The 22076-nt window shown below is 66.4% G+C and carries 22 protein-coding genes; 13 read left to right on the plus strand and 9 right to left on the minus strand.

Annotation, left to right across the window (positions count from 1 at the left end; all coding sequences use genetic code 11):
• Positions 1–36: 36 nt before the first annotated feature.
• The 3 genes from BMZ97_RS00995 to BMZ97_RS01005 all read right to left on the minus strand — a co-directional run bounded on the left by BMZ97_RS00995 (position 37) and on the right by BMZ97_RS01005 (position 2869).
• A complete protein-coding gene (locus BMZ97_RS00995) occupies positions 37–783 on the minus strand; it encodes an arginyltransferase (protein ID WP_092164594.1) in 747 nt (248 codons plus the stop codon).
• A 134-nt stretch (positions 784–917) separates the two neighbouring features.
• Positions 918–2372 (minus strand): TRAP transporter large permease subunit, encoded by a 1455-nt coding sequence (locus BMZ97_RS01000; RefSeq protein WP_092164595.1) that lies wholly within the window; start codon positions 2370–2372, stop codon positions 918–920.
• Positions 2369–2869, minus strand: a complete 501-nt coding sequence (locus tag BMZ97_RS01005) for a TRAP transporter small permease subunit (protein WP_092164596.1) — start codon at positions 2867–2869, stop codon at positions 2369–2371. The genes BMZ97_RS01000 and BMZ97_RS01005 overlap by 4 nt, the downstream gene beginning before the upstream one ends.
• A 214-nt stretch (positions 2870–3083) precedes the next feature.
• Here BMZ97_RS01005 and BMZ97_RS01010 point away from each other — a divergent pair, with 214 nt between their 5' ends.
• A complete protein-coding gene (locus BMZ97_RS01010; RefSeq protein WP_092166458.1) occupies positions 3084–3914 on the plus strand; it encodes a class I SAM-dependent methyltransferase in 831 nt (276 codons plus the stop codon).
• Positions 3915–4038: 124 nt separating this feature from the next.
• Here BMZ97_RS01010 and BMZ97_RS01015 read toward each other — a convergent pair whose 3' ends face one another.
• The 4 genes from BMZ97_RS01015 to hemB all read right to left on the minus strand — a co-directional run bounded on the left by BMZ97_RS01015 (position 4039) and on the right by hemB (position 8416).
• Positions 4039–4512, minus strand: a complete 474-nt coding sequence (locus BMZ97_RS01015) for an RDD family protein (RefSeq protein ID WP_092164597.1) — start codon at positions 4510–4512, stop codon at positions 4039–4041.
• A 70-nt stretch (positions 4513–4582) separates the two neighbouring features.
• On the minus strand, positions 4583–5845 hold the full coding sequence (locus tag BMZ97_RS01020) for a threonine ammonia-lyase (protein WP_092164598.1): 1263 nt from the start codon (positions 5843–5845) through the stop codon (positions 4583–4585).
• A gap of 13 nt (positions 5846–5858) precedes the next feature.
• A complete protein-coding gene (locus BMZ97_RS01025; protein WP_092164599.1) occupies positions 5859–7208 on the minus strand; it encodes a branched-chain amino acid ABC transporter permease in 1350 nt (449 codons plus the stop codon).
• 239 nt (positions 7209–7447) lie between these two features.
• Positions 7448–8416, minus strand: coding sequence for a porphobilinogen synthase (gene hemB / locus BMZ97_RS01030; RefSeq protein WP_244546250.1), 969 nt, complete (start codon positions 8414–8416; stop codon positions 7448–7450).
• Between the two features lie 278 nt (positions 8417–8694).
• Between hemB and BMZ97_RS01035 the strand changes: the two genes are divergently transcribed.
• From BMZ97_RS01035 to BMZ97_RS01050, 4 genes are all read left to right on the plus strand, one after another.
• Positions 8695–9750, plus strand: a complete 1056-nt coding sequence (locus BMZ97_RS01035; RefSeq protein ID WP_092164601.1) for an enoyl-CoA hydratase/isomerase family protein — start codon at positions 8695–8697, stop codon at positions 9748–9750.
• A gap of 2 nt (positions 9751–9752) precedes the next feature.
• Positions 9753–10196 carry a DUF6163 family protein gene (locus tag BMZ97_RS01040; protein ID WP_092164603.1) on the plus strand — a complete coding sequence of 148 codons (444 nt, stop codon included), beginning with the start codon at positions 9753–9755 and terminating at the stop codon, positions 10194–10196.
• Positions 10197–10461: 265 nt separating this feature from the next.
• On the plus strand, positions 10462–10974 hold the full coding sequence (locus BMZ97_RS01045) for a transcriptional regulator LdtR (RefSeq protein ID WP_092164605.1): 513 nt from the start codon (positions 10462–10464) through the stop codon (positions 10972–10974).
• Between the two features lie 336 nt (positions 10975–11310).
• Positions 11311–12552: a L,D-transpeptidase family protein gene (locus tag BMZ97_RS01050; RefSeq protein ID WP_092164607.1), complete on the plus strand. Its 1242-nt coding sequence runs from the start codon at positions 11311–11313 to the stop codon at positions 12550–12552.
• A 284-nt stretch (positions 12553–12836) separates the two neighbouring features.
• Here the strand turns inward: BMZ97_RS01050 and nhaA are convergent, their stop codons facing one another.
• Together nhaA and BMZ97_RS01060 are read right to left on the minus strand one after the other, a co-directional pair.
• Positions 12837–14036, minus strand: a complete 1200-nt coding sequence (nhaA, locus tag BMZ97_RS01055; protein ID WP_244546185.1) for a Na+/H+ antiporter NhaA — start codon at positions 14034–14036, stop codon at positions 12837–12839.
• Between the two features lie 197 nt (positions 14037–14233).
• The gene (locus tag BMZ97_RS01060; RefSeq protein ID WP_092164609.1) at positions 14234–15493 is read right to left on the minus strand and encodes an MFS transporter; all 1260 of its coding nucleotides are present in this window, start codon (positions 15491–15493) and stop codon (positions 14234–14236) included.
• Between the two features lie 69 nt (positions 15494–15562).
• Here BMZ97_RS01060 and BMZ97_RS01065 point away from each other — a divergent pair, with 69 nt between their 5' ends.
• The 8 genes from BMZ97_RS01065 (at position 15563) to thiL (ending at position 22059) form a co-directional block, all read left to right on the plus strand.
• Positions 15563–16018, plus strand: a complete 456-nt coding sequence (locus tag BMZ97_RS01065; protein WP_092164611.1) for a helix-turn-helix domain-containing protein — start codon at positions 15563–15565, stop codon at positions 16016–16018.
• A 133-nt stretch (positions 16019–16151) separates the two neighbouring features.
• Positions 16152–17450: a serine hydroxymethyltransferase gene (glyA, locus tag BMZ97_RS01070; protein ID WP_092164613.1), complete on the plus strand. Its 1299-nt coding sequence runs from the start codon at positions 16152–16154 to the stop codon at positions 17448–17450.
• Between the two features lie 146 nt (positions 17451–17596).
• A complete protein-coding gene (gene nrdR / locus BMZ97_RS01075) occupies positions 17597–18094 on the plus strand; it encodes a transcriptional regulator NrdR (protein ID WP_069691116.1) in 498 nt (165 codons plus the stop codon).
• Positions 18087–19220, plus strand: a complete 1134-nt coding sequence (gene ribD / locus BMZ97_RS01080) for a bifunctional diaminohydroxyphosphoribosylaminopyrimidine deaminase/5-amino-6-(5-phosphoribosylamino)uracil reductase RibD (RefSeq protein ID WP_092166462.1) — start codon at positions 18087–18089, stop codon at positions 19218–19220. Before nrdR ends, ribD begins: the two co-directional genes overlap by 8 nt.
• The gene (locus BMZ97_RS01085; RefSeq protein WP_092164615.1) at positions 19220–19867 is read left to right on the plus strand and encodes a riboflavin synthase; all 648 of its coding nucleotides are present in this window, start codon (positions 19220–19222) and stop codon (positions 19865–19867) included. Before ribD ends, BMZ97_RS01085 begins: the two co-directional genes overlap by 1 nt.
• 185 nt (positions 19868–20052) lie before the next feature.
• The gene (gene ribH / locus BMZ97_RS01090) at positions 20053–20562 is read left to right on the plus strand and encodes a 6,7-dimethyl-8-ribityllumazine synthase (protein WP_092164617.1); all 510 of its coding nucleotides are present in this window, start codon (positions 20053–20055) and stop codon (positions 20560–20562) included.
• Positions 20559–21026 carry a transcription antitermination factor NusB gene (gene nusB / locus BMZ97_RS01095; RefSeq protein WP_092164625.1) on the plus strand — a complete coding sequence of 156 codons (468 nt, stop codon included), beginning with the start codon at positions 20559–20561 and terminating at the stop codon, positions 21024–21026. Before ribH ends, nusB begins: the two co-directional genes overlap by 4 nt.
• Before the next feature lie 7 nt (positions 21027–21033).
• On the plus strand, positions 21034–22059 hold the full coding sequence (gene thiL / locus BMZ97_RS01100) for a thiamine-phosphate kinase (protein ID WP_092164627.1): 1026 nt from the start codon (positions 21034–21036) through the stop codon (positions 22057–22059).
• Positions 22060–22076: the final 17 nt, after the last annotated feature.

Here is a 22076-nt window from a genome sequence, read left to right on the forward strand (position 1 = left end):
GCGACGCGAATGCGTTTCAATCGGTTTAGCCGGGAATTAGCCGACGCGTTCCCAGCCCAATGGCGTCAGTCGCTCCTGCGGCAGGAAGCGCGCCTTGTAGGCCATCTTGGGCGAGCCCTCGACCCAGTATCCGAGATAGACATAAGGCAGGCCGAGCTTGCGGGCGCGCTCGATATGGTCGAGCACCATGAAGGTGCCGAGCGAGCGCGCCTCCAGATTGGGGTCGAACACCGAATAGACCATCGAGAGCCCGTCGCTCAGCGTGTCGGTCAGCGCCATCGCGAAGAGATCGCCCTGGCCGCGGCCGGTGAGGCCGCTATCGGGACCGCGTCGACGGTACTCGATCAGCGACGTCTCGACATGGCTGTCCTCGACCATCATCGCGAAGTCGAGCGCCGACATCGTCGCCATGCCGCCTTCGGGGTGGCGTTCGTCGAGATAGGAGCGGAACAGGGAATAGTGCTCGGAGCGCGGCTGCGGCGGCAGCACCTGGCCGATCAGGTCGCTGTTGCGCGAGGCCACCTTGCGGAAGCCGCGCGACGGATGGAAGTCGTCCACGCAGACCCGCACCGAGACACAGGCCCGGCAGGTCTCGCAAGCCGGGCGATAGGCGATGCTCTGCGAGCGCCGGAAGCCGCCCTGGCTCAGCACGTCGTTCAGGTCGCGTGCGCGTGCGCCCACGAGATGCGTGAACACCTTGCGCTCTTCGCGCCCCGGCAAATAGGGGCACGTGGTCGGCGACGTCAGGTAAAATTGCGGGGCATCCCGCAACGGGCGCGTCACGTCTCGAACCTTCGAACCTGCTGCTGATGACCGCGAATTCTAGATCATGGTCCGGCTCGGTGGAAATGGCAACGTTGCGCGTGGATGCCGATGGCCGGGCCAAGCCTTTCGGCCAGGTTGCGGGACGCTTCAGCTCAGAGTTTGGGCGGCCCCAGATCCGGCACCTCGAGCGGTGGCGGCATCATCTGCTGGAAGCGCTGCTGGATATCGGCCTCCGAGGCGGTCGGCTGCGTGGCGACAGCCTGGCTGGATCCGCCCGGATGCGTCAGCGCGGGCCAGGTGAGGACGGCCACGACGATCAGCATCTGTGCGATCAGGAAGGGCGCGAGGCTTTTCGCTATCGCGCCTAGCGGCGCGCGGGCGCTGGCGGCGCTGCGCGTCATCATCAGCGCATAGCCGAGCGGCGGCAGCAGAAAGCTCGTCTGCAGCACGAGCAGGGTCAGCACCGCGACCCAGACGGCGTCATCGGCCCGCATCAGCATCGGCGGCATGATGATCGGGATCAGCACGAAGATGATCTCGAAAGCGTCGAGCACGAAGGCGGCGAGCGCGATGATGCCAAGCCCAAGCAGCACGATTCCGAGCGTCCCACCCGGGGCGGCGCTCATCCAGGACGCGATCAGCTTGTCGCTGCCAAGAATGCGGAAAACAAGCGTGAAGGTCGTGGCGGCGATCAGCAGGGCCAGCAACGCGCCCGTCATTGCGATGGTGTCGTCGAGTGCGCCGCGCAGGCGCGCGCCGTCCAGCCCGCCGCCGAGCCAGCCGGCAAGGCAGAGCCCGACTGCGCCCATGGCCGCCGCCTCGACCGCGTAGAAGGCGCCGCTGGCGACGCCGGCGAGCAGCGTTGCGATGAAGCAGAGCGTCGCTCCGGCGGTGATCCAGTCGCGCAGGCTCAGGCGCTCGCGCAGCGTGCTGGTGCCGCGCGTCCGCAGGCTGCGAACCGTCGCGATGACGAGGCAGGCGCCCAGGAAGAGCGCGGCCGGCAGCATGGCACCGCGAAACACATCCTGCGTGTTGACGATCCGCGCGATACGGCCCGTGCTGTTCAGCGCGATGGTGTGAGCGGCCATCATCGCATCGCCGAGCAGGATGAGCACCAGCGAGGGCGGCACCAGCACGCCCAGCGTGCTTGCGACCGCAATCAGCGCGATCCGGTCCGCTGGTCTGACATGGCGCTGCGTCAGCCCCGGTTCGACCGAGCGGGTGAGCGCGATCGCATTTGCGCTGACCGAGCCGTTCATCGGCCCCAGCACGGCGCCGAGCATGAGAGCCGCCGCCGGAGCGCCGGTAGGGCGGCCGCCCGATACGCCCAGGCCCGCGCGAAACAGCGTGTCGGCCAGCGGCAGCCGGTTGAGCAACGCACCCATAGCGGCGAAGAGCGGCAATGCCTGGAGCAGGTCGGATTCGAGCAGGCCGACGACACGATTGGGCAGGGCAAAGAAGATGCCGGGCTCGATTGCGCCTGTCAGCATGGCCAGGGCCGCACCCAGATTGGCGACGCCGATCAGGATGCCCCAGACAGGCAGGCCGGTGGCGACGGCGCCAAGCGCGACGCCGAGCAGCATGAGCAGGCCGAGGATGGGCGTCACGGCTCCTGCGCCCCGGAGGCCGGGGTGTCGCGCAGAATGTCGGCGATGGCCTGAAGCAGCACCAGCAGGGCCAGGAGCGAGGCGGAGGCCTTGACCAGGAAATAGCCGGGGTTGCTGGTGTCGGGAAAAGCTTCGAGCTGCGCCAGCGTGCTGAGGAGAGCCGAGAAGCCGGTTACCAGGATGAAGACGGCCCAGGGCGCCAGGGCAAGCAGCCCCAGCGCGCGGCCAAGGCATGCGCGCGTTCTGGGCGCGAAGTGATGCGCCAGCGTATCGGCCGCGAGATGCCGGCCCGCGCGCGTCGCTGCGGTCACGGCGACCGCGACATAGAGCGCAAACAGGCACTGCCCGAGATCATTGGCCTCGCGCGACCAGGCCTTCACCAGATCGCGCAGCGGCCATTGCAGGAACAGGATCGCGACCAGGGGCAGCGCCAGCCAGCGGGCCGCATCGACGCTTGCCTGGATGAAGCGATCGATCGCCGCGACGAACTGCGCCATTCCGATATGAGCCCCATGCCGAACTGCAATACGAGAGCATGCCAGGGAACGACCGCGAAGCGATTTTGCCGTCCGGCACGGGCCATCCACAGCCTGGATGTGCAGCGCGCCGGTGGGAGGCCGCTCTGCTCGCCTCATGGTTGCGTCGTGCCTGGCAGGGGGCCATCCTTGTCCTCGGCCCCGTGCAGGCCGCCCTGACCGCGAGGTGATCGCGATGACAATCGAGAAAGTCACGCTGACCGAGGAGAAGGAAACCCTCCTCATCACGCTCTACAGCAAGGCCGGAGAGAGCCTTCTGCCGGATTCCCTGCTGCAGGACCGCTTCGCTGCAGAGGCCGTCAGCAAGATCGATTATGACTTCGCGAAGCTGAAGATCGACCGCGACCTGATGATCGGCGTGGCGATGCGCGCACATATCCTCGACGGCTGGACCCGCGATTTCATCGCGCACTATCCCAATGCGACCGTGCTGCATCTCGGCTGCGGGCTGGACAGCCGGATCTTCCGGATCGACCCGCCGCCGGGTATCGGCTGGTTCGATGTCGATTATCCCGAGGTCGTCGCATTGCGCCGGCGCCTCTATCCGGCTCGTGAAGGCTACAGCCTGATCGGCGCCTCGGTGACTGACCCGGCCTGGCTCGGTGCGGTGCCGACGGACCGCCCGGCGCTGATCCTCGCCGAAGGGCTTTTGCCCTATCTCGCCGAGGAGGAGGTGCCGCGCCTGCTCCGCCGATTGACGGAGCACGTCACGAGCGGCGAGCTGGCCTTCGACGGCTATAGCCGGCTCGGTCTCTGGTTCATCGCGCACCAGCCTTCGGTCCAGGCGACTGGCGCGACGTTGCATTGGGCGCTCGACGACCGGCGTGAATTCGAGGCGCAGATTCCGCGCCTGAAGCTGATGACCGAATTGATGGCCTATGATCCAGACGGCTACGATCCGCGGCAGATCGCCAGGATGTCATGGCCGGCACGCCTGGCGGTCGGCGTCTTCAGCGCGATTGCGCCCATGGCGAGACTGGGCCGGCTCCTGCGATACCGTTTCTGACGATACCGCTTCTAGAGCAATTTCCGATCGAGTTGGATCGTTCAATTGCTCTACATCATTGTTTTAACGCGTTTTCTTCACGCGAACCGGTGCCCACTTCGCTCGAAAACGCTGTGAAGCGCGCTCAGCCGCGCACGACGACCAGCCCCGTCAGCAGGTCATGCCCGAAGCGCCGGTCGGCGCGCACGAAGCCGCAGCCGATATCGAGCAGCCACAGCGCGACCGTTCCGGCCGCGACATAAAACAGCAGCGCATGCACCGCCGCGGCCACCCCATCGGGCCGCCCGCCATTGGCGGTCTCGACCTTGAGCCCCGCCATGCGCATGCCCCAGGTCGCCTGGCGTGGGCCGCCGATCGTCAGTGCGGCATAGCCGAGCGCGGTTGCGACGGTCGCGATCGGGATCAGGAGCCAGGTCGCGCCAAAGGTGACGATGCCCAGGATCCCGAGCAGCACGATGATGAGCCAGCCCAGGAAGAACAGGATGATGATATCGCCGATCCAGGCGAAGAGCCGCGAGCTCAGCACGCCGCTGACGTCCTGGAACGGGCGCGGATCGATCGGCGTGATCGGAGATTGGCTGTAGCGCGGGTCGCTCATCGAAAGGGTCGTCCTGTTCCGGGCGCGGGGGGAAACCGAAAAAGGCCGCGCCGTTCCCCACAATGTTTGATCAGCGTCCCGGTTCCGCAAGACCACGCGGCAAAACCCGATGCGGCGCGAAGCCGTTGGCGCGCAGCATCGCTTCGATCGCCTGCGAATGTGCGGCTCCGCGCGTCTCCACGGTGACGTCGAGCGTCACGCCCTTGGCGGGAACGTCGAGGAAGAGCCGGCCATGGCTGACCTCCAGGATATTGGCTCCCTGGTCGCCGAGCAGGCTCGCGACCTTGCCGAGCAGGCCCGGCCGGTCGCTGGTGGTGAGGCGGAAGGCGACGATGCGGTCCTCGCGCTCCAATTCGCGCACCATGATCGCCGCCAGCAGGCGGGTGTCGATATTGCCGCCGCAGAGCACGAGCCCGACCTTGCGGCCGGCATAGCGCTGCGGCTCCTTCAGCATGGCGGCGAGGCCGGCTGCGCCCGCGCCTTCGGCCAGCGTGTGCTGCAGGCAGGCATAGGCGTTGACGGCGCGCTCGATCAGATCCTCGCCGACCAGGACGATGTCGGACACCAGGCTGGAGACGATCGGCAGCGTCTGCACGCCCACCGTCTTGACCGCGATGCCCTCGGCCAATGTCGCGCCACCGATCGCCAGATCCTCGGCGTTCACGGCGTTGAAGAAGGAGGGGTAGAGCGCCGCTTCCACGCCGATCAGCTCGATCTCGGGCTTGAGTGCCTTGGCGGCCACCGCATTGCCCGCCATCAGCCCGCCGCCGCCGAGCGGGATGATCAGCACGTCGAGATCGGGGTCGTCGTCGAGCATCTCCTGGGCGATCGTGCCCTGGCCTGCCATCACCGCGGGGTCGTCATAGGGGTGGACGAAGACAAGGCCCTCGGCATTCGCCAGTTCGCGCGCCCTTTGCGCGGATTCGTAGAGCGTCTCGCCGAAGAGCACGACGCGTGCGCCATGCGAGCGCGTGTTCTCAACCTTCACCAAGGGCGTCGTCTCGGGCATCACGATCGTCGCCGGGATGCCGAAGCGGCGCGCATGATAGGCGACCGCCTGGGCGTGGTTGCCCGCCGACATGGCGATGACGCCGCGCGCGGTCTCGTCTTCGTCGAGGCTGAGCAGCTTGTTGACCGCGCCGCGCTCCTTGAAGGAGGCCGTCGCCTGCATGTTCTCGTGCTTGACCAGGATGGTTGCGCCGGTGAGTTCGGAGAGGCGCGGCGCCGGCACCAGCGGCGTGCGCAGGACATGGCCCTCGATGCGCCTTGCCGCCGCCTCTATATCTTCGGGCGTGATCGCGAAGGGCTCGTTCGGCTTTGCCTGCAGGGTCATGCGCGTGCTCCGTTCAGACATCTCGTGGCGCCAGCGCACCATCGCCGAAAAAGCCGCCGGGCCGCAGGATCAGCACCACGGCGAGCAGGGCGTAGACGGCGATGTCGCGTTGTTCGAGCGGCATGGTCGAGGACCAGACCACCTCGAAGATCGCGATGCAAATTCCGCCGAGCGCCGCGCCCGCGACGGAGCCGATCCCGCCGAGAATAGCCGCGACCAGCGCCTTCAGCCCCAGGGTGAAACCGCCGGCAAACCCCATGCCGCCATAGACAGCGGTCACGGTCACGCCGGCGATGCCGCAGGCGGCGCAGGCCAGGATCAACGCCTTGTCGTGCACGGCGCGCGCGTCGACCCCGAACAAGGCAGCCGTGCGGGCGTCGTCCGAGACCGCGCGCCAGGCCCGGCCATAGGCCGAGAGCCTGATCAGCAGCACGAGGCCAAGCGCGGCCGCCAGGCCGACGACGGCCAGGACGAGGCCCAGCGGCGTTACCGTGACGATGAAGCTGCCCGCCCTGGCCAGGGACCAGGGTTCGTTGAAGACCGGTGGCAGCCAGCGCAGTTCCGGCCCCTGCGCAAGCCGCAGATATTCCGACAGCGCGATGGCAAGCCCGATCGTGGCGATCAGCATCTGCTGGCCCGTGGCGCGTGCGAGCGGGCGCAGGATGAAGCGCCCCATGGCGAAGCCATGAAAGGCGCAGACGGCGATCGCGACTGCAAAGGCGATGGCGAGCCCCGAGGCCGGCGTCGACACCGACAATGACAGGATCAGCGCGACCCCGACCACGCTCGCCAATGCACCCAGCGCCGCGAACTCGCCGAAGCTCAGGATGATGCGCCCGGTCAGCCCGTAGATCAGCGCATAGGCCGAAGCGAGCAGCGTGTAGATCGCGGCCGAGGGCAGGGCGCTCAGGCCCTGCTGCAGGCCATAGGCCAAAGCGGGTGCGATCTGCGGCAGATCCTCTGCGCGCGGCGCTCCGGGGTCGATCGGCGGCTCGGCCCGGTCCTCGAGATAAAAGCGCCGCAGCAGATAGAAGCTGGCGTCGCTCATCGGCTGGCCGTCGGAGGCGATGCCGATCAGGGCGCCGCGCTGCAGGCCCGTGCCCTCGCCGGCGAAGAGGCAGTCGATGCTGCGGCGCCGGGCAGCGCCGCTCCCGGTCTGAGCCCGGTAGAGGATGCGCAGCGCGTTGGCGCGCGGGCCTGCGGCGGTACCGTCGATCGCGATCTCCGTGCCAGGCGGGTTCAGCGGCGGGATCGCCTCCCGGCAGAGGCGCTGCTGGTCCGTGTCAAAGCTCTCGCTGCAGCCGGCGAGGGCCAGGGCGAGCAGAATCGGGACGAGCAGAATCGGCAGGAGGAAAGGGCGCATGTCGCGCCACGCTAGAGCGTTTTCAAGCGAAGTGGAAACCGGTTCGCGTGAAGAAAACGCATCAAAACAAAGGCCTAGAGCAGGCCAGCTGCCGGTGCCATCCCGCACGCGCTGCGACACGCAGTGCTGCTGCGCAGATGCGGGACCGTGTGGCGAGAAGGTGGCCTGTTCTGGTGACGGTCCCGTGTCTGCATCGCGGCACTTCGCGCCGCAATGCGCACGGGATGACACTCCCAGCCTTACGCGCCGGCCTTCAGGATCTCCGCCACCCGCGGCGCGAAATAGGTCAGCACCCCGTCTGCCCCCGCGCGCTTGAAGGCCGTCAGGCTCTCCAGCATCGCCTTGTCGCCATCGAGCCAGCCATTCAGGGAGGCGGCCATGATCATCGCGTACTCGCCCGACACCTGATAGGCGAAGGTCGGCACGCGGAAATGGTCCTTCACCCTCGCGATGATGTCGAGATAGGGCAGGCCTGGCTTGATCATCACCATGTCGGCGCCTTCTTCGAGATCGAGCGCGACTTCGGCGATCGCCTCGTCGGAATTGGCCGGATCCATCTGATAGGTGCGCTTGTCGCCGATCAATGTGGCGTTGGTGCCGATCGCGTCGCGGAACGGGCCGTAAAAGGCCGAGGCGTATTTCGCCGCATAGGCCATGATCTGCACCTCCTCATGGCCGGAGGCGTCGAGTGCGGCGCGGATCGCGGCGACGCGTCCATCCATCATGTCGGAGGGAGCGATCACATCGGCGCCGGCATCAGCCAGCGCCAGCGCCTGCTGCGTCAGGATGTGGACGCTGGCGTCGTTCAGGATCCTCTCGCCCTCCATCACGCCGTCATGGCCGTGGGAGGTGTAGGGGTCGAGCGCCGCATCGCAGATGATGCCGATCTGCGGCACCTCCGCCTTGATCGCGCGCACGGCGCGGCACATCAGATTGCGCGTGTTCAGCGCCTCGGTCGCGGTCGCGTCGCGCAGGCTCTTCTCGACGAAGGGGAAGGGCGCGATCGCGGGAATGCCGAGGCTTGCCGCGTGAGCGGCCTGGCGCACCGCCTCCTCGATGTTGAGCCGGTCGACACCCGGCATCCAGGCGATAGCGCTGCGCGCCTGCGACGAATCGATCAGGAACAGCGGCCAGATCAGGTCATTGGTGGTCAGCACGGTCTCGCGCACCAACCGGCGCGACCAATCCGCCTTGCGGTTGCGCCGCATGCGCCGCGTCAGCCCAAGCGAGTCGGTCCTTTGCGCGGACGCCTCGTCCTGCCGCGCCTGCGGAGCGGGAAACGGCTGCACAACCCGGAATGCCATGGAAATTCTCTCCGCCCCGCAGATCGCGGGATGTTCTATTTCACCAGACTTTAGCACATCGGAACGGTTCCAAAACAGGGTGGTGGCCGCAAGGCCCAGATGCACCGGGCGCGGCTGCGCGTTGACAAGCCCGCCCGGCGCAGCCCAGAACCGCCGCGAAACGCGCAAGGGATGACTGCCGCATGTCGCAGGACGCCGAGATCATCTGCGAGGTGCGCGGCGCGGCCGGCGTCGTCGTCCTCAATCGCCCCAAGGCGCTGAACGCGCTGAGCCTCGGCATGGTGCGCAAGCTCGCTCATGCGCTCGATGCCTGGGAGCGCGATCCGCAGGTGACGCGCGTCGTAGTGACGAGCGTCAGCGAGAAGGCCTTCTCCGCCGGCGGCGATATCAGGCATCTGCACGACCTCGGTCGTGAAGGGCGCTATGCCGAGATGCTGACCTTCTGGCGCGAGGAATACATCCTCAACGCCCGCATCAAGAGCTATCCAAAGCCCTATGTCTCCCTGATCGACGGCATCGTCATGGGCGGCGGTGTCGGCATCTCGCTGCATGGCAGCCATCGCATCGCCGGCGAGCGCTATCTCTTTGCCATGCCGGAGGTCGGCATCGGCTTCTTCCCCGATGTCGGGGCGACCTACGCGCTGCCGCGACTGCCGGGTGCGAGCGGCATCTATCTGGCGCTGACGGGCGATCGCGTCGGCGCGGCCGATGCGCTGGCGTTCGACCTCGCCACCCACGCCGTGCCGAGCGCAGGGATGGCCGAACTGGCGGATGCGTTGACGAAGCCTGGCGCGCTCGATGAGATCCTCGCCGGCTTCGCCTCCGATCCGGGCCCGGCCAAGCTCGTGGCTGACCGGGCGCTCATCGCCGACTGCTTCGGCGCCCCGGACCTCGCCGCGATCGGCGCGAAGCTGGCTGCCGCCGCCGCGGGCGGCAGCGCATTCGCCGCCAAGGTCCAGCAGACGCTTGCCACCAAATCACCGACCAGCATCGCGCTCGCCTTCGAGCAGATGCGGCGCGGGGCTGCTCTCGACTTCGCCCAGGCGATGCAGACCGAGTTCCGCATCGTCTCGCGCATCGTGCGCGGCCATGACTTCTATGAAGGTGTGCGCGCGGTCGTGGTCGACAAGGACCATGCGCCGGTCTGGGAGCCGGCTTCGCTGGAGGCGGTCTCGCCATCTGCGATCGAGGCCTATTTCGCGCCGCTCGGCGCGGACGAACTTGTGCTGGAATCCTGAGGATGGGTTTGGGCGGCGATGGCGAGCCGATGCTCGGCGCGCAAGCGACGTCGGTGGCGGGCGTGCGCGCTCGGCCGACGCGCTGGCGCCTCGTGCTCGTCTGGCTCCTGCGCCTGCTCTCGGTGGCCTGGATGGCCAAGGGGTTGCTCGCCTGGGCCGTGATCTTCGGCGTGGGCATCGAGGAGATGCCGTTCGAAGCGAGGCTGCTCAGCTTCCAGGCGATCATCGTCTATTTCGCGGTGATCGACCTTGTCGCTGCCGTCGGCCTCTGGCTGACCAGCACATGGGGGGGCGTGCTCTGGCTGTTGGCGGCGATCAGCCAGCTCCTGCTCGGCTTCTTCTTCCCGCGGCTCCTGCCGATGACGACGCCGATGATCGGCACCTATGTCGCGCTGGTCCTGGCCTATTTCCTGGCGACCTGGCTCGCCGAGAGCGAGAACTCCTGACCCCGCTTTGATCCTGCCTCGGCTTGCCCCGAAAACCGGTTCCCACTTTTCGGGCTGATGCCTGGCCAACGCATCGACTCCGTCGAGTCATGGTAACAAACGCTTTAGCTTAAGCGTTTCTGGCTTCACTTTGGATTCACCGAAACGGCTAAATCTCTGATTCATCCTGATATTTAAACTCGTTTTCATTCGTGCCGCCTATGGTGTTCTTCAGAAGCGGACCGGGAGAAAAATCTCGGCCGATAGACAACAGGCGAGATATACCATGAAAGCGAGCGTAAAGACTGCGGTTGTTGCCGCGGCCGGCGATGTTGATCTCAAGGTGAAGCCTCTCTACCTTGAGTCCCTCACCCTAGTGGAGCGGCTGCATCGCCGCCTGCTCGACGTCATCAAGGATGAGTTCGAGCGCCGCAACCGTGATGACGTCAACAGCGTCCAGGCACTGCTGCTCTACAATATCGGTGATGCCGAGCTGAGCGCCAGCGAACTCAGGACGCGCGGCTACTATCTCGGCTCGAATGTCTCCTACAACGTCAAGAAGCTGGTCGAGCTGGGCTATCTGCACCATGCCCGCTCGCGGATCGACCGGCGCTCGGTCCGGATCAGCCTCACCGAGAAGGGCACGGAAGTGCACAATCTCGTGAAGGGCGTCTACGACAAGCATGTTCAGACGGTCGAGCAGATCGGCGGCATCGCCTCGGACGACTTCGAGCGCATGAACAACGCGCTACTCCGGCTGGAGCGTTTCTGGACCGACCAGATCCGCTACAAGCTCTGAAAAATGCGGCCAGGCGGCCCTTCCAGGGCCGTTTGCGCGCCTGATCGCCTCCATCGCTCCGGCCTCGACCGTGCCGGAGCCGCCCAGCGCAGCCCGATCTGTTGCGCCCGATCTGTTGCACGGGGGACACGGCGTTCGATCCTCTTCGCCGAATACTGGTCATGCATGGCGCGGAATGTGGCCATGCCCTAAAAATGCCTCGCTCATCACAAGACGTTAACCGTGGTAAGGGAGCGTAGTTCATAGAACCGGCGCTCGCCGATGGCGGGCGGCTTCTGTGATGCGCTTGCGCTGTGTCCAGGGTTGGTCCGGGCCGTGATGAGGATGAGGGATACGATGTCGAATTTGAGCCTGACCCGCCGCGAGACCGTGCTCGCGTTGCTTTCGGGCGCTGCGACGACCGCAGCCTTGCCAGCCTTCGCCCAGCAGGCGGAATGGCGTCAGAACTATGATTCCGGGGCGCGCAACGCGGTCGCCCGTTCCCATACCCCGATGCTCTCGCCGGAATCGCTGCAGGCGACCGAAGCTGCGATCGTCGCCTATCGCGATCTCGCATCCCGCGGCGGTTGGCCGATGCTCCAGCTCGGTGACAAGATGAGCGTCGGCTCGAGCGGTCCCGGCGTCGTCGCGCTGCGGCAGCGCCTGGTGATCACCGGCGATCTCGACTCCAATGCCGGCACCAGCAACGTCTATGACTCCTATGTCGAGGCTGGCGTGCGCAACTTCCAGTCGCGGGTCGGCCTTTCCACCACCGGCGCCATCAACCGCGCGACGGTGGCGGCGCTCAACGTGCCGATCGACCGGCGCATTCGCCAGCTCGAGACCAATGTGGTCCGGCTGCGCACCTGGTCGGGCAATCTCGGCAACCGCTATGTCGTGGCCAATATCCCGGCCGCGCTGGTCGAGACGGTCGAGAACGGCGTCGTTGCGACCCGCCATGCCGCCGGCGTCGGCAAGATCGACCGGCAGTCGCCGCTGCTCCAGACCAAGATCCCCGAGGTCAACTTCAACCCGACCTGGACCGTGCCGGCTTCGATCATCCGCAAGGACCTGATCCCGAAGATGCGCAAGGAGCCGGGCTATCTGGCTGAGAACAAGATCCGCATCATCGGCCCCAATGGCGAGATCCAGCCCTCGCAGGTCAACTGGAACTCCGACGAGGCGACGCGCTACACCTTCCGGCAGGATCCCGGCGGCGACTTCAATTCGCTCGGCGTCGTCCGCATCAATATTCCAAGCCCCTACGGCGTCTATATGCATGACACGCCGGCGAAGGGCATCTTCGGCGACGATTTCCGCTTCGTCTCATCCGGCTGCATGCGCGTCCAGAACGTGCGCGACTATGTCGCCTGGCTGCTCAAGGATACCCCCGGCTGGGATCGCGCCAAGATCGACGCCACGATCGCATCGGGCGAGCGCATCAATGCCCGCATTAGCACCCCGGTGCCGTGCTACTGGGTCTATGTCACCGCCTGGGCGACGCCCGATGGCGGCGTGCAGTTCCGCGACGACATCTACAACAAGGACGGTCTCGCACCGGCCCCGGTGGCGCAGCTTAGCGGCGACAAGGACATCTGAGGCCAAGATATCTGAGGCCAGGATATCTGAAGGTCATAGCGCCTGAGAGATCGCCTTTCCTGATCTGAAAGCCCCGGACCCAACAGTCCGGGGCCTTTTTGTTCGTAAGGCGCCGCCGGTTTGTGCGGGCCTATAGTCTTGGCACGGAATGACGGCGTGTTTCCGCGTCAATGAAGCATGATCTAGAGCGTTTTCGAGCGAAGTGGACACCGGTTCGCGTGAAGAAAACGCGTTAAAACAAGGGGATAGGGCATTTCTGCGATTCGGAGAAACGCGGAAATGCTCTAGATGGCTGCCTTACGCTGCCCCGCGAGCTTGAGCACGAAGGCTCCCGCCAGCGCCGAAATGACCGAGCCGAGCAGTACGCCGATCTTGGTGGCGTCGCCGAGTTCGGGGTTGCCGGGGAAGGCCAGCGCCCCGATGAACAGGCTCATGGTGAAGCCGATGCCGCAGAGCAGGGCGACGCCGTAGAGCTGCGCGAGATTTGCCTTGGCCGGCATCGCGCCGAGCCCGGCCTTCACGGCGGCCCAGGCGAAGCCGAAGACGCCGATCTGCTTGCCGAGGAAGAGGCCGAGCGCGATGCCCAGCGGCACTGGGGCCAGCGCGCTCGCTGGCGTCATCCCCGTGAAAGAGACGCCGGCATTGGCGAAGCCGAAGATCGGCACGATCAGATAGGACACCCAAGGGTGCAGGCCGTGCTCGAGCCTATGCAGCGGCGAATGCTCGGGCTCGTCGCTGTCGGAGCCGTCGCCGATCGGGATGGTGAGCGCCAGGGCGACGCCTGCCAGCGTGGCGTGGATGCCCGATTTCAGCACGAAGAACCAGAGCAGGGCGCCAATAGTGAGATAGACCGGCAGGCGCGTCACGTTCAGGCGGTTGAGCACAATGAGTCCGGCGATGCAGAGAGCCGCCAACCCCAGCATCGGCAGCGACAGGTCGCTGGTATAAAACAGCGCGATGATCGCGACCGCGCCGAGATCGTCGAGGATCGCCAGCGCCGTCAGGAAGATCTTGAGTGAGACGGGCACGCGCGGGCCGAGCAGGGCCAGGACGCCGAGCGCGAAGGCGATGTCGGTCGCGGCGGGAATGGCCCAGCCGCGCATCGCGATGGCATCGCCACGCGTCAAAGCGAGATAGATCAGAGCCGGGACGACCATGCCGCCCAGCGCCGCGATGCCGGGCAGGGCCCTGCGCGACCAGGAAGAGAGCTGCCCCTCCAGAAACTCGCGCTTGATCTCCAGTCCGACGAGCAGGAAGAACACGGCCATCAGCGCGTCGTTGACCCAGTGCAGCACGCTCAAGCCGCCGACATAGGCGGAGAGGACGCCGAAATAAGCCGGCGCAGCCGGGGAGTTGGCGATGACGAGGGCAAGCGCTGCTACCGCCATCAGCAGGACACCGCCTGCCGCTTCGCTCGCGAGAAAGGCGCTCAGCGGGGAGCGCCGGGCGGGCGCGGAAGAGCTGTGGGCTTTGTCCGGGGTCACGATCGTGCGGCTCTCATCTAGGAGTGAGAGCAGGATCAATGCGAAAAACCGGTTCCCACTTTTCGCATCCTGCTCGGGGCTCTGCGGTCTACCTTTCTGAAGGGTGCGCGCGCTCATGTCACCCCGCACCGCCGTTGGATCGCGCCGCCACCGCGGCACAGGCTCGCCGCATGCCGGCCGATCGTCGACCGCGCTCCTCATGGCAATGATGATCGCGGCGAAACCGGGATCCGCTGCGATGTGAGAGCCGACCGCAGGCGCAGCCAGCTTAGCACTCCTGCCGCTCCCGCCGCGATTGTCATGGCCAGGAGGAGCAAGGCGGCGCCGTGGAACAGCCCGTCAAAGCCGTAGCGCGCGATCAGCGGCGTGCTCAGGAGCGGCGAACAGAACTGGCCGATGAAGACGGAGGCGGTCAGCAGCCCGCCTGCCAGCCCTCTGCGCCGGAGCGGAGCGAGACCCAGCGCCAGCGCGATGAAGCCGGGCGAGACCAGAGCGTAGCCCGCACCGATCGCCGCGGTTGCCGCGAAGGAGTGGGAGGCCGTCATGGCCAAGGGCAGCAGCAGGAAGCCGAGCGCCATCGCGGCATAGCCCATGGCGAAAATGCCGATATGGCCGATCGCGTGCTGGATCCGCGAGTAGAGCAGCGCAAAACCGCCGCCCGACAGCATCAGGATGCCCAGCGCCGCGCCGGTCATGGCCGCGCTGTTGTAGCCTCGCTCGTCCAGGAAGAACGACAATTGGGTCGGCATGACGAAGAAGATCAAGTTGGTCAGCGCCTGCAAGAAAACCAGCAAGGCCAGGCGCACGCGCCAGGGCGCGTGCCCTTCGGCACCGTTCGCCGGCTTGGCGCTGAGGGACTGCGTTGGTCGGGGCGGATCGACGATTGCGATCCACATCAGCGGCAGGAAGGCGGCGGCGAGGCCATAGATGGCGAAAGGCAGGCGCGGCGAGAGCACTGCTGCCCAGCCCGCAAGCGAGATGAAGATAAGGCCGCCGAAATTGCGCGCCGAAATCTGCAGGCCCGTCAGTGCGTTGCGGTCCTTTCCCGTGAAATAGTCTCCGACCAGGGCGGTTTGCGCCGTCATGATCAGGGCGACCGCGATACCGAGCACGAGGCGGCTGGCGAAGATCGTCGGGAGATCGGGCAGGACGAGGCCGGCGCAGCCGGCGATCACGAACAGGATCGTGCCGGAGAGCAGCATCGCGCGCCGTCCGAACCGGTCGGCCACCAGGCCGGCGAGCGGCGCGCAGAGGGCGACGCTGAGGGATGGCGCCGGCACCAGCAGCCGCGTCAGGATCGCGGCGTTCGGATCGCCCGAGAACAGCCGCTCGAGCCCGGGCAGGGCCGGGCTGATCGTGGCATTGGCCATCGTGGTGAGCGATGCCGCCATCAGCAGCGCAACAGTGCGCGGATCCCGCCAAATCGGGTTCGACGGCGTGGCACGACAATCCTGCATGGCTTTTTCCTCTTGCTGAAATCCAGCGTTCGGGAGAGCCTACAAGTTCAAGTCAACTTGAGGTCAAGCATGCCGATTCTGGATATCGGGGAGGTGGCGCAACGCTCGGGCGTGCCGGCCTCGACGCTGCGCTATTACGAGGAGATCGGCCTGATCGGTTCGCTCGGGCGGCGCGGACTGCGCCGGCAATTCGATGCTGACGTGCTCCTGAGATTGTCGCTCATCGGCCTCAGCAAGGCGGCGGGCTTCTCGCTGGTCGAGATCGCCGGCATGTTCGGACAGAACGGGCAGCCCGATCTTCCCCGGGCCCAGTTTCATGCAAAGGCGGACGAATTGCAGCGCCAGATCGTCGATCTCAGCGCTCTGCGCGACATGCTGCGCCATATCGCCGATTGCCCCGCGCCGACGCATCTGGAATGCCCGACCTTCCGCGGGCTCCTGAAATCGGCCTCGCAGGGGACGCTCGTCACGCACCCTTCCCTTGGGGAGGCCGGGAGAGGGCTGAAGCCGGCGCGGCGGCGCTGACATTCCCGGGGCCGCGATGGGCCATCCTGTTAGCCGCACCATCTATCGCTTGGACAGATTTCCACCCCATGATACGGGACGCCGCAACGGGACCGGGCCGTGAGCGGCCACCTTATTACAGCAGGAGCCGGATATGACCGAAGCCGCGAGCGACAAGCATCTCTCGAACTCCTTCTTCGCTGCCTCGCTTGCCGATAGCGACCCCGAGATCGCCCGCGCCATCGAGCTCGAGCTCGGTCGCCAACGCGACGAGATCGAGCTCATCGCCTCGGAGAACATCGTCTCGCGCGCCGTGCTGGAAGCGCAGGGCTCGGTGATGACCAATAAATACGCCGAGGGCTATGTCGGCCGGCGCTATTATGGCGGCTGCCAGTTCGTCGACATCGCCGAGAAACTCGCGATCGAGCGCGCCTGCCGGCTGTTCGATTGCGGGTTCGCCAATGTCCAGCCCAACTCCGGCAGCCAGGCCAACCAGGCCGTGTTCATGGCGCTGCTGCAGCCCGGCGACACCTTCATGGGTCTCGACCTGGCCGCCGGCGGCCATCTCACTCATGGCGCCCCGGTCAACCAGTCCGGCAAGTGGTTCAAGGTCGTGCCCTATGGCGTCTGCGTCGTCGACCAGACCATCGATTACGATGCGATGGAGCGCCTGGCCGTCGAGAACAAGCCGAAGCTGATCATTGCCGGCGGCTCGGCTTATGCCCGGCACTGGGACTTCGCCCGCTTCCGTGAGATTGCCGATAAGGTCGGCGCCTATTTCATGGTCGATATCGCCCATTTCGCCGGGCTGGTGGCGGGTGGCGCGCATCCCTCGCCATTCCCGCACGCCCATGTCGTCACCACCACCACGCACAAGACCCTGCGCGGCCCGCGCGGCGGCATGGTGCTGACCAATGACGAGGCGATCGCCAAGAAGATCAACTCGGCCGTCTTCCCCGGCATCCAGGGCGGACCCTTGATGCATGTCATTGCGGCCAAGGCGGTCTCCTTCCAGGAGGCGCTGCAGCCAGAGTTCAAGATCTACGCCCGCGCCGTCGTCGCCAACGCCAAGGCGCTGGCCGAGACGCTGAAGAGCAAGGGTTTCGACCTCGTCACCGGCGGCACCGACAACCATCTGATGCTGGTCGATCTGCGCTCCAAGAAGATCACCGGCAAGGCGGCCGAGGCCGCTCTCGGCCGCGCCCACATCACCTGCAACAAGAACGGCATCCCCTTCGATCCGGAGAAGCCGATGGTGACCTCGGGCATCCGCCTGGGCACGCCGGCTGCGACCTCGCGCGGCTTCGGCGTCGCCGAATTCAAGCGCGTCGGCGAGCTGATCGCCGAGGTTCTGGACGGTCTGGCCGTCAATGGCGAAGCCGGCAACGGCGCGGTCGAAGAGACCGTCAAGGCCAAGGCGCACGAACTCACCGCGCGCTTCCCGATCTATTGAGGTCGCGCTAGAGCCGGATCCGATCAGGTCGGGTCGACCTGATCGGATCCGGCTCTCATTATTTGATAGAGAACGCATTATCCGATCAGGTTGCAGCGCAACCTGATCGGCGCGTGCTCTAGGGCTGACGAAAGAAAGAGGCCGCCATGCGCTGTCCCTATTGCGGCTCCCTCGACACGCAGGTGAAGGATTCCCGTCCAACCGACGACCACGCCTCGATTCGTCGTCGTCGCGTTTGCCCCGATTGCGGTGGGCGCTTCACCACCTTCGAGCGCGTGCAGCTGCGCGAGCTCGTCGTGGTCAAGCGCTCGGGCCGGCGCACCGCCTTCGATCGCGACAAATTGCAGACCTCGATCGAGGTCGCGCTGCGCAAGCGCCCGGTCGCGCCGGAGCGGATCGAGCGCATGGTCAACGGCATCGTGCGCCAGCTCGAAAGCTCAGGCGAGGGCGAAATCCCGAGCTCGACCGTCGGCGAACTGGTGATGGAAGGGCTGAAATCGCTCGACGATGTCGCCTATGTCCGTTTCGCCTCGGTCTACCGCAACTTCCGCGAAGCCCGCGATTTCGAGGAGATCCTGGGCCAGCTCAGCGCCGATGACGAGGACGGCGCGAGCGCGCCGCCGCCTGCCCGCAACGATGACTGACCAGGCTGCGATCGACCGCGCCTTCATGCGTCAGGCGCTGGATTTCGGCGCGCGCGGGCAAGGCACGACCGCGACCAATCCTTGCGTCGGCGCCATCGTCACCCAGGATACAGCGGATGGTCCCGTGATCGTGGCCCGCGGCCACACTCAGCCCGGCGGCCGGCCGCATGGCGAGGCGAACGCCTTCGACCGCGCCGGGCCGAACGCCGCGGCGGGCGGCACGCTCTATGTCACGCTCGAACCCTGTTCGCATCGCACCATCCGCGCCGCGACGCCTTGCGTCGAGCGTACGATCCTGGCCGGCGTGAAGCGCGTCGTGGCGGCCATGGCCGATCCCAATCCGCGTTTTCGCGGGCTCGGTTTCGCATTGCTGCGGACAGCGGGCATCAGCGTCACCACGGGCGTGCTGGAGGCCGAGGCTCAACGGACCCATCGCGGCTATGTGCTGCGGCTGACGCAGGGACGCCCCATGGTGACGTTCAAGGTCGCCCGCACCAGGGATGGCTATGCTGGCGGGGCGGAGGGCTCGCGCATAGCTGTGTCCTGCCCTGCGGCGTCGGCCTGGGTCCATCTCCAGCGGGCGCATTACGATGCGATCATGCTCGGCATCGGCTCGGTGCTCATCGACGATCCGCTGCTGACCGTGCGCCTGCCCGGCATGGCTGGACGCTCGCCAATCAGGGTCGTGCTGGATTCGCAGCTTCGGCTGCCGCTGTCGTCCCAGCTCGTCGCCACAGCGGGCGAAGTGCCGGTCTGGGTCGTGGCGACGGAGGCTGCTCCCATCGAGCGCGAGCGGGCGTTGGTTGCGGCCGGCGTCGAGGTCATGCGCGTCTCTGCCGGTGCGGATGGCCATCTCGATCTGGCTGAGATGCTCCAATTGCTGGGAGCGCGCGGCATCAACCGCGTCTTTTCCGAGGGTGGGCCGACCATTGGCGAGAAACTCGCCCTTGCCGGTTTTGCCGATGAGGTCATTGTCTCGACCTCTCCGAAATTGCTGGGCCACCCCGGCATCGTCGCCGTGCGTCCGGGCCTTGCGGCGATGCTGGCAAATCCCGATCTCTATCGCCTTGCCGATAGCGGCCTGATCGGCCACGACCATTTCGAGCATTTCACGAGGGTTTTCTGATGTTCACCGGCATCGTCACCGCCATCGGCACCGTCGTGGAAGCTGAGGCCAAGGGCCCCAGCCTGAAACGGCTTGCCATCGCCAGCCCCTATGACGCAGCCGGCATCGAGATCGGTGCTTCGATCGCCTGCGCCGGCGTCTGCCTGACGGTCACGGGCCTGCGGCCGCGCAGCGATGGCGAGCCCGGCTGCATCTTCCAGGTCGAGGCTGCGGCGGAGACGCTTTCCAAGACGCTGGTCGGCAACTGGGCGCCCGGCACGCGGATCAATCTCGAACGCTCGCTCAAGGTCGGCGACGAGCTCGGCGGCCACCTCGTCACCGGCCATGTCGATGGCGTCGCCACGATCCTGAAGATCGATCCGATTGAGGCCAATCCCGACGAACAATGGGGCGCAACCGCGCGTTTCCATATCCGCGCGCCGCAAGGGCTCGCCCCCTTCATCGCGACCAAGGGCTCGATCTGCCTCGACGGCACCTCACTCACCGTCAACAGCGTCGAGGACGATGTCTTCACCGTGCTGCTGATTCCGCACTCCTTCAGCGTCACCACCTGGGGGCAGCGCAAGGCGGGCGATCCCATCCATCTCGAGGTCGATCTGATGGCGCGCTATGCCGCGCGGCTTGCAGAGGCGCGCCCGCAGGGCTAAGAGCCGGTCTCAACACAGCCCTCATCCTGAGGAGCCGCGCAGCGGCGTCTCGAAGGATGCTCCAGAGCGTACTGGACCATCCTTCGAGACGCCATTTCTGACGAAACGGCTCCTCAGGTTGAGGGCTGTGAGTGCTTTGGGCTTTTCGCGCCAGGCGCTCTTCGCCTTCAAGAGGATCAAGAACCATGGCCGGACCCCGGCAAATCTCGGCCGACAAGGCCGCAACTCCTGCCGTCTCGCTGGACGGTGCGCGCGTGCTCGTGATCGAGGCGCGTTTCTACGACAAGCTTGCCGACGAATTGCTCGAAGGCGCTCTTGCCGTGCTCGACAAGGCCGATTGCCGCGTCGACGTCGTCACCGTGCCGGGCGCGCTCGAAATTCCCTCCGCCATCATCATCGGCCTGCGCGCTGCTGATGAGGCCGTCGACCCCTATGAGGCGGTTGTGGCGCTGGGCACCGTCATTCGCGGCGAGACCGGCCATTACGACATCGTCGCCGGCGAAAGCTCGCGCGCCTTGATGGACATCTCCGTGGCCTTCGCTCTGCCGCTCGGCAACGGCATCCTGACCGTCGAGAACGAGGCGCAGGCCTGGGCGCGCGCCAACCGCTCCGAGATGGACAAGGGCGGCGGCGCGGCTGAAGCCGCGCTTGCCGTGCTGCGCTACAAGCGCTCCCTGGCGGAGCAATCCAAATGAGCCGGGCCGAGATGCGACGAGGCGCGCGGCTTTCCGTCGTGCAGGCGCTCTACGAGATGGAAATCGGCGGGCGCGGCGTGATCGAGGCCATGGCCGAGTTCGAGGCCTTCTGGATCGGCAAGGAGGTCGAGGAGATCGAATTGCCCAAGGCCGAGCTCGCTTTCTTCCGCGATCTGCTCGGCGGCGTGGTCCGTGAGCAGCGGCTGGTCGATCGCTCGGTCGACGATGTGCTTGCCGCCGGCTGGCCGCTGAAGCGCGTCGAGGCGGTGGTGCGCGCCGTGCTGCGCGCCGGCGCCTATGAGCTCGCCTTCCGCAAGGATGTGCCGGCGCGCGCCGTGATCTCGGAATACGTCGCTGTCGCGCGCGCCTTCTATGAGGGCGAGGAGATCGGCATGATCAACGCCGTGCTCGACAAGATGGCCCGCGACTTCCGCGCCGACGAATTCGACGCGGCGACGGCCTGAGCCCGTCATGGCCGGCGCTCCCGAACGCCCCGGCGAATTCGAATTGATCGCCCGTTATTTCGCGCCTATCGCGGGAGCGGGCGGGCTCGGCCTCGTCGATGATGCCGGATTGCTCAGGCCGGCGCGCGGTTATGAGACGGTAGTGACGACCGACGCGCTGGTCGCCGGTGTGCATTTCTTCGCCGACGACCCCGCGGCCTCGATCGCGCGCAAGGCGCTCGCCGTGAACCTGTCGGACCTCGCAGCCAAGGGTGCCAGGCCCGAAGGCTTCGTGTTGAGCCTGGCTTTGCCGCATGGCTGGACCGAAGCCTGGCTCGCGGACTTCGCGCAGGGGCTCGCCCGGATCGCGGGAGAGGGGGCCTGCCCGCTTATCGGTGGCGACACGGTCTCGACGCCAGGTCCCTTGATCCTCTCGATCACCGCCTTCGGCAGCGTTCCAGCCGGCCGGATGGTGCCGCGCTCGGGCGCCAGGCCCGGCGACGTCATCCTGGTCTCCGGCACGATCGGTGACGGGGCGCTCGGACTCCAGGCACATGGATTCTCGGCGCATGGGCTCTCAGCGCATGGGTCGGGCAAGCCAGGCTGGGTTGCCCGCGTCAGCGAGGAGCATCGCCATTTCCTTGCCGACCGCTATCTGCATCCGCAACCGCGGCTGGCGCTGGCGGCTGCGCTGCAGCTCCATGCTTCGGCGGCGATGGATGTGTCCGATGGGCTCGTCGGCGACCTCGCCAAGCTGCTCAAAGCCTCGAAAGCAGGCGCCGAGATCGATCTCGACACGGTTCCGCTCTCGGCTGCGGCCCGCGCCGCGATCATGGCCGATCCCGCTCTGGCGGAACTGGCGTGGACGGGCGGGGACGATTACGAAATTCTCTGCACGGCATCTGAAAGAGAATATCTTTCCCTGATCGTTGCGGCGGAGGCTGCGGGCATCGCGCTCGTCGCGATCGGCCGGGTGACGGACCAAGGCGCGGTGAACTATCGCGAAAAGGGCAGGGCGCGAAGCTTCGCGCAGGGCTCCTTCGCTCATTTTTAAAGGTGGCCGTTGCAAGC

The organism is Allobosea sp. OK403 (genome assembly GCF_900113835.1).
Classification (GTDB): Bacteria; Pseudomonadota; Alphaproteobacteria; order Rhizobiales; family Beijerinckiaceae; genus Allobosea.

Coding starts and splice junctions, on each gene's coding strand:
- BMZ97_RS01005 (WP_092164596.1), bottom strand. CDS start 2,869: ATGGCGCAGTTCGTCGCGGCGATCGATCGCTTCATCCAGGCAAGCGTC.
- BMZ97_RS01065 (WP_092164611.1), top strand. CDS start 15,563: ATGCCGATTCTGGATATCGGGGAGGTGGCGCAACGCTCGGGCGTGCCG.
- ribH (WP_092164617.1), top strand. CDS start 20,053: ATGGCCGGACCCCGGCAAATCTCGGCCGACAAGGCCGCAACTCCTGCC.
- hemB (WP_244546250.1), bottom strand. CDS start 8,416: ATGCGGCGCAACCGCAAGGCGGATTGGTCGCGCCGGTTGGTGCGCGAG.
- BMZ97_RS01035 (WP_092164601.1), top strand. CDS start 8,695: ATGTCGCAGGACGCCGAGATCATCTGCGAGGTGCGCGGCGCGGCCGGC.
- BMZ97_RS01020 (WP_092164598.1), bottom strand. CDS start 5,845: ATGACCCTGCAGGCAAAGCCGAACGAGCCCTTCGCGATCACGCCCGAA.
- nrdR (WP_069691116.1), top strand. CDS start 17,597: ATGCGCTGTCCCTATTGCGGCTCCCTCGACACGCAGGTGAAGGATTCC.
- nusB (WP_092164625.1), top strand. CDS start 20,559: ATGAGCCGGGCCGAGATGCGACGAGGCGCGCGGCTTTCCGTCGTGCAG.
- ribD (WP_092166462.1), top strand. CDS start 18,087: ATGACTGACCAGGCTGCGATCGACCGCGCCTTCATGCGTCAGGCGCTG.
- thiL (WP_092164627.1), top strand. CDS start 21,034: ATGGCCGGCGCTCCCGAACGCCCCGGCGAATTCGAATTGATCGCCCGT.
- BMZ97_RS01050 (WP_092164607.1), top strand. CDS start 11,311: ATGTCGAATTTGAGCCTGACCCGCCGCGAGACCGTGCTCGCGTTGCTT.
- BMZ97_RS01040 (WP_092164603.1), top strand. CDS start 9,753: ATGGGTTTGGGCGGCGATGGCGAGCCGATGCTCGGCGCGCAAGCGACG.
- BMZ97_RS01015 (WP_092164597.1), bottom strand. CDS start 4,512: ATGAGCGACCCGCGCTACAGCCAATCTCCGATCACGCCGATCGATCCG.
- glyA (WP_092164613.1), top strand. CDS start 16,152: ATGACCGAAGCCGCGAGCGACAAGCATCTCTCGAACTCCTTCTTCGCT.
- BMZ97_RS01060 (WP_092164609.1), bottom strand. CDS start 15,493: ATGCAGGATTGTCGTGCCACGCCGTCGAACCCGATTTGGCGGGATCCG.
- BMZ97_RS01045 (WP_092164605.1), top strand. CDS start 10,462: ATGAAAGCGAGCGTAAAGACTGCGGTTGTTGCCGCGGCCGGCGATGTT.
- BMZ97_RS01010 (WP_092166458.1), top strand. CDS start 3,084: ATGACAATCGAGAAAGTCACGCTGACCGAGGAGAAGGAAACCCTCCTC.
- BMZ97_RS01025 (WP_092164599.1), bottom strand. CDS start 7,208: ATGCGCCCTTTCCTCCTGCCGATTCTGCTCGTCCCGATTCTGCTCGCC.
- BMZ97_RS01085 (WP_092164615.1), top strand. CDS start 19,220: ATGTTCACCGGCATCGTCACCGCCATCGGCACCGTCGTGGAAGCTGAG.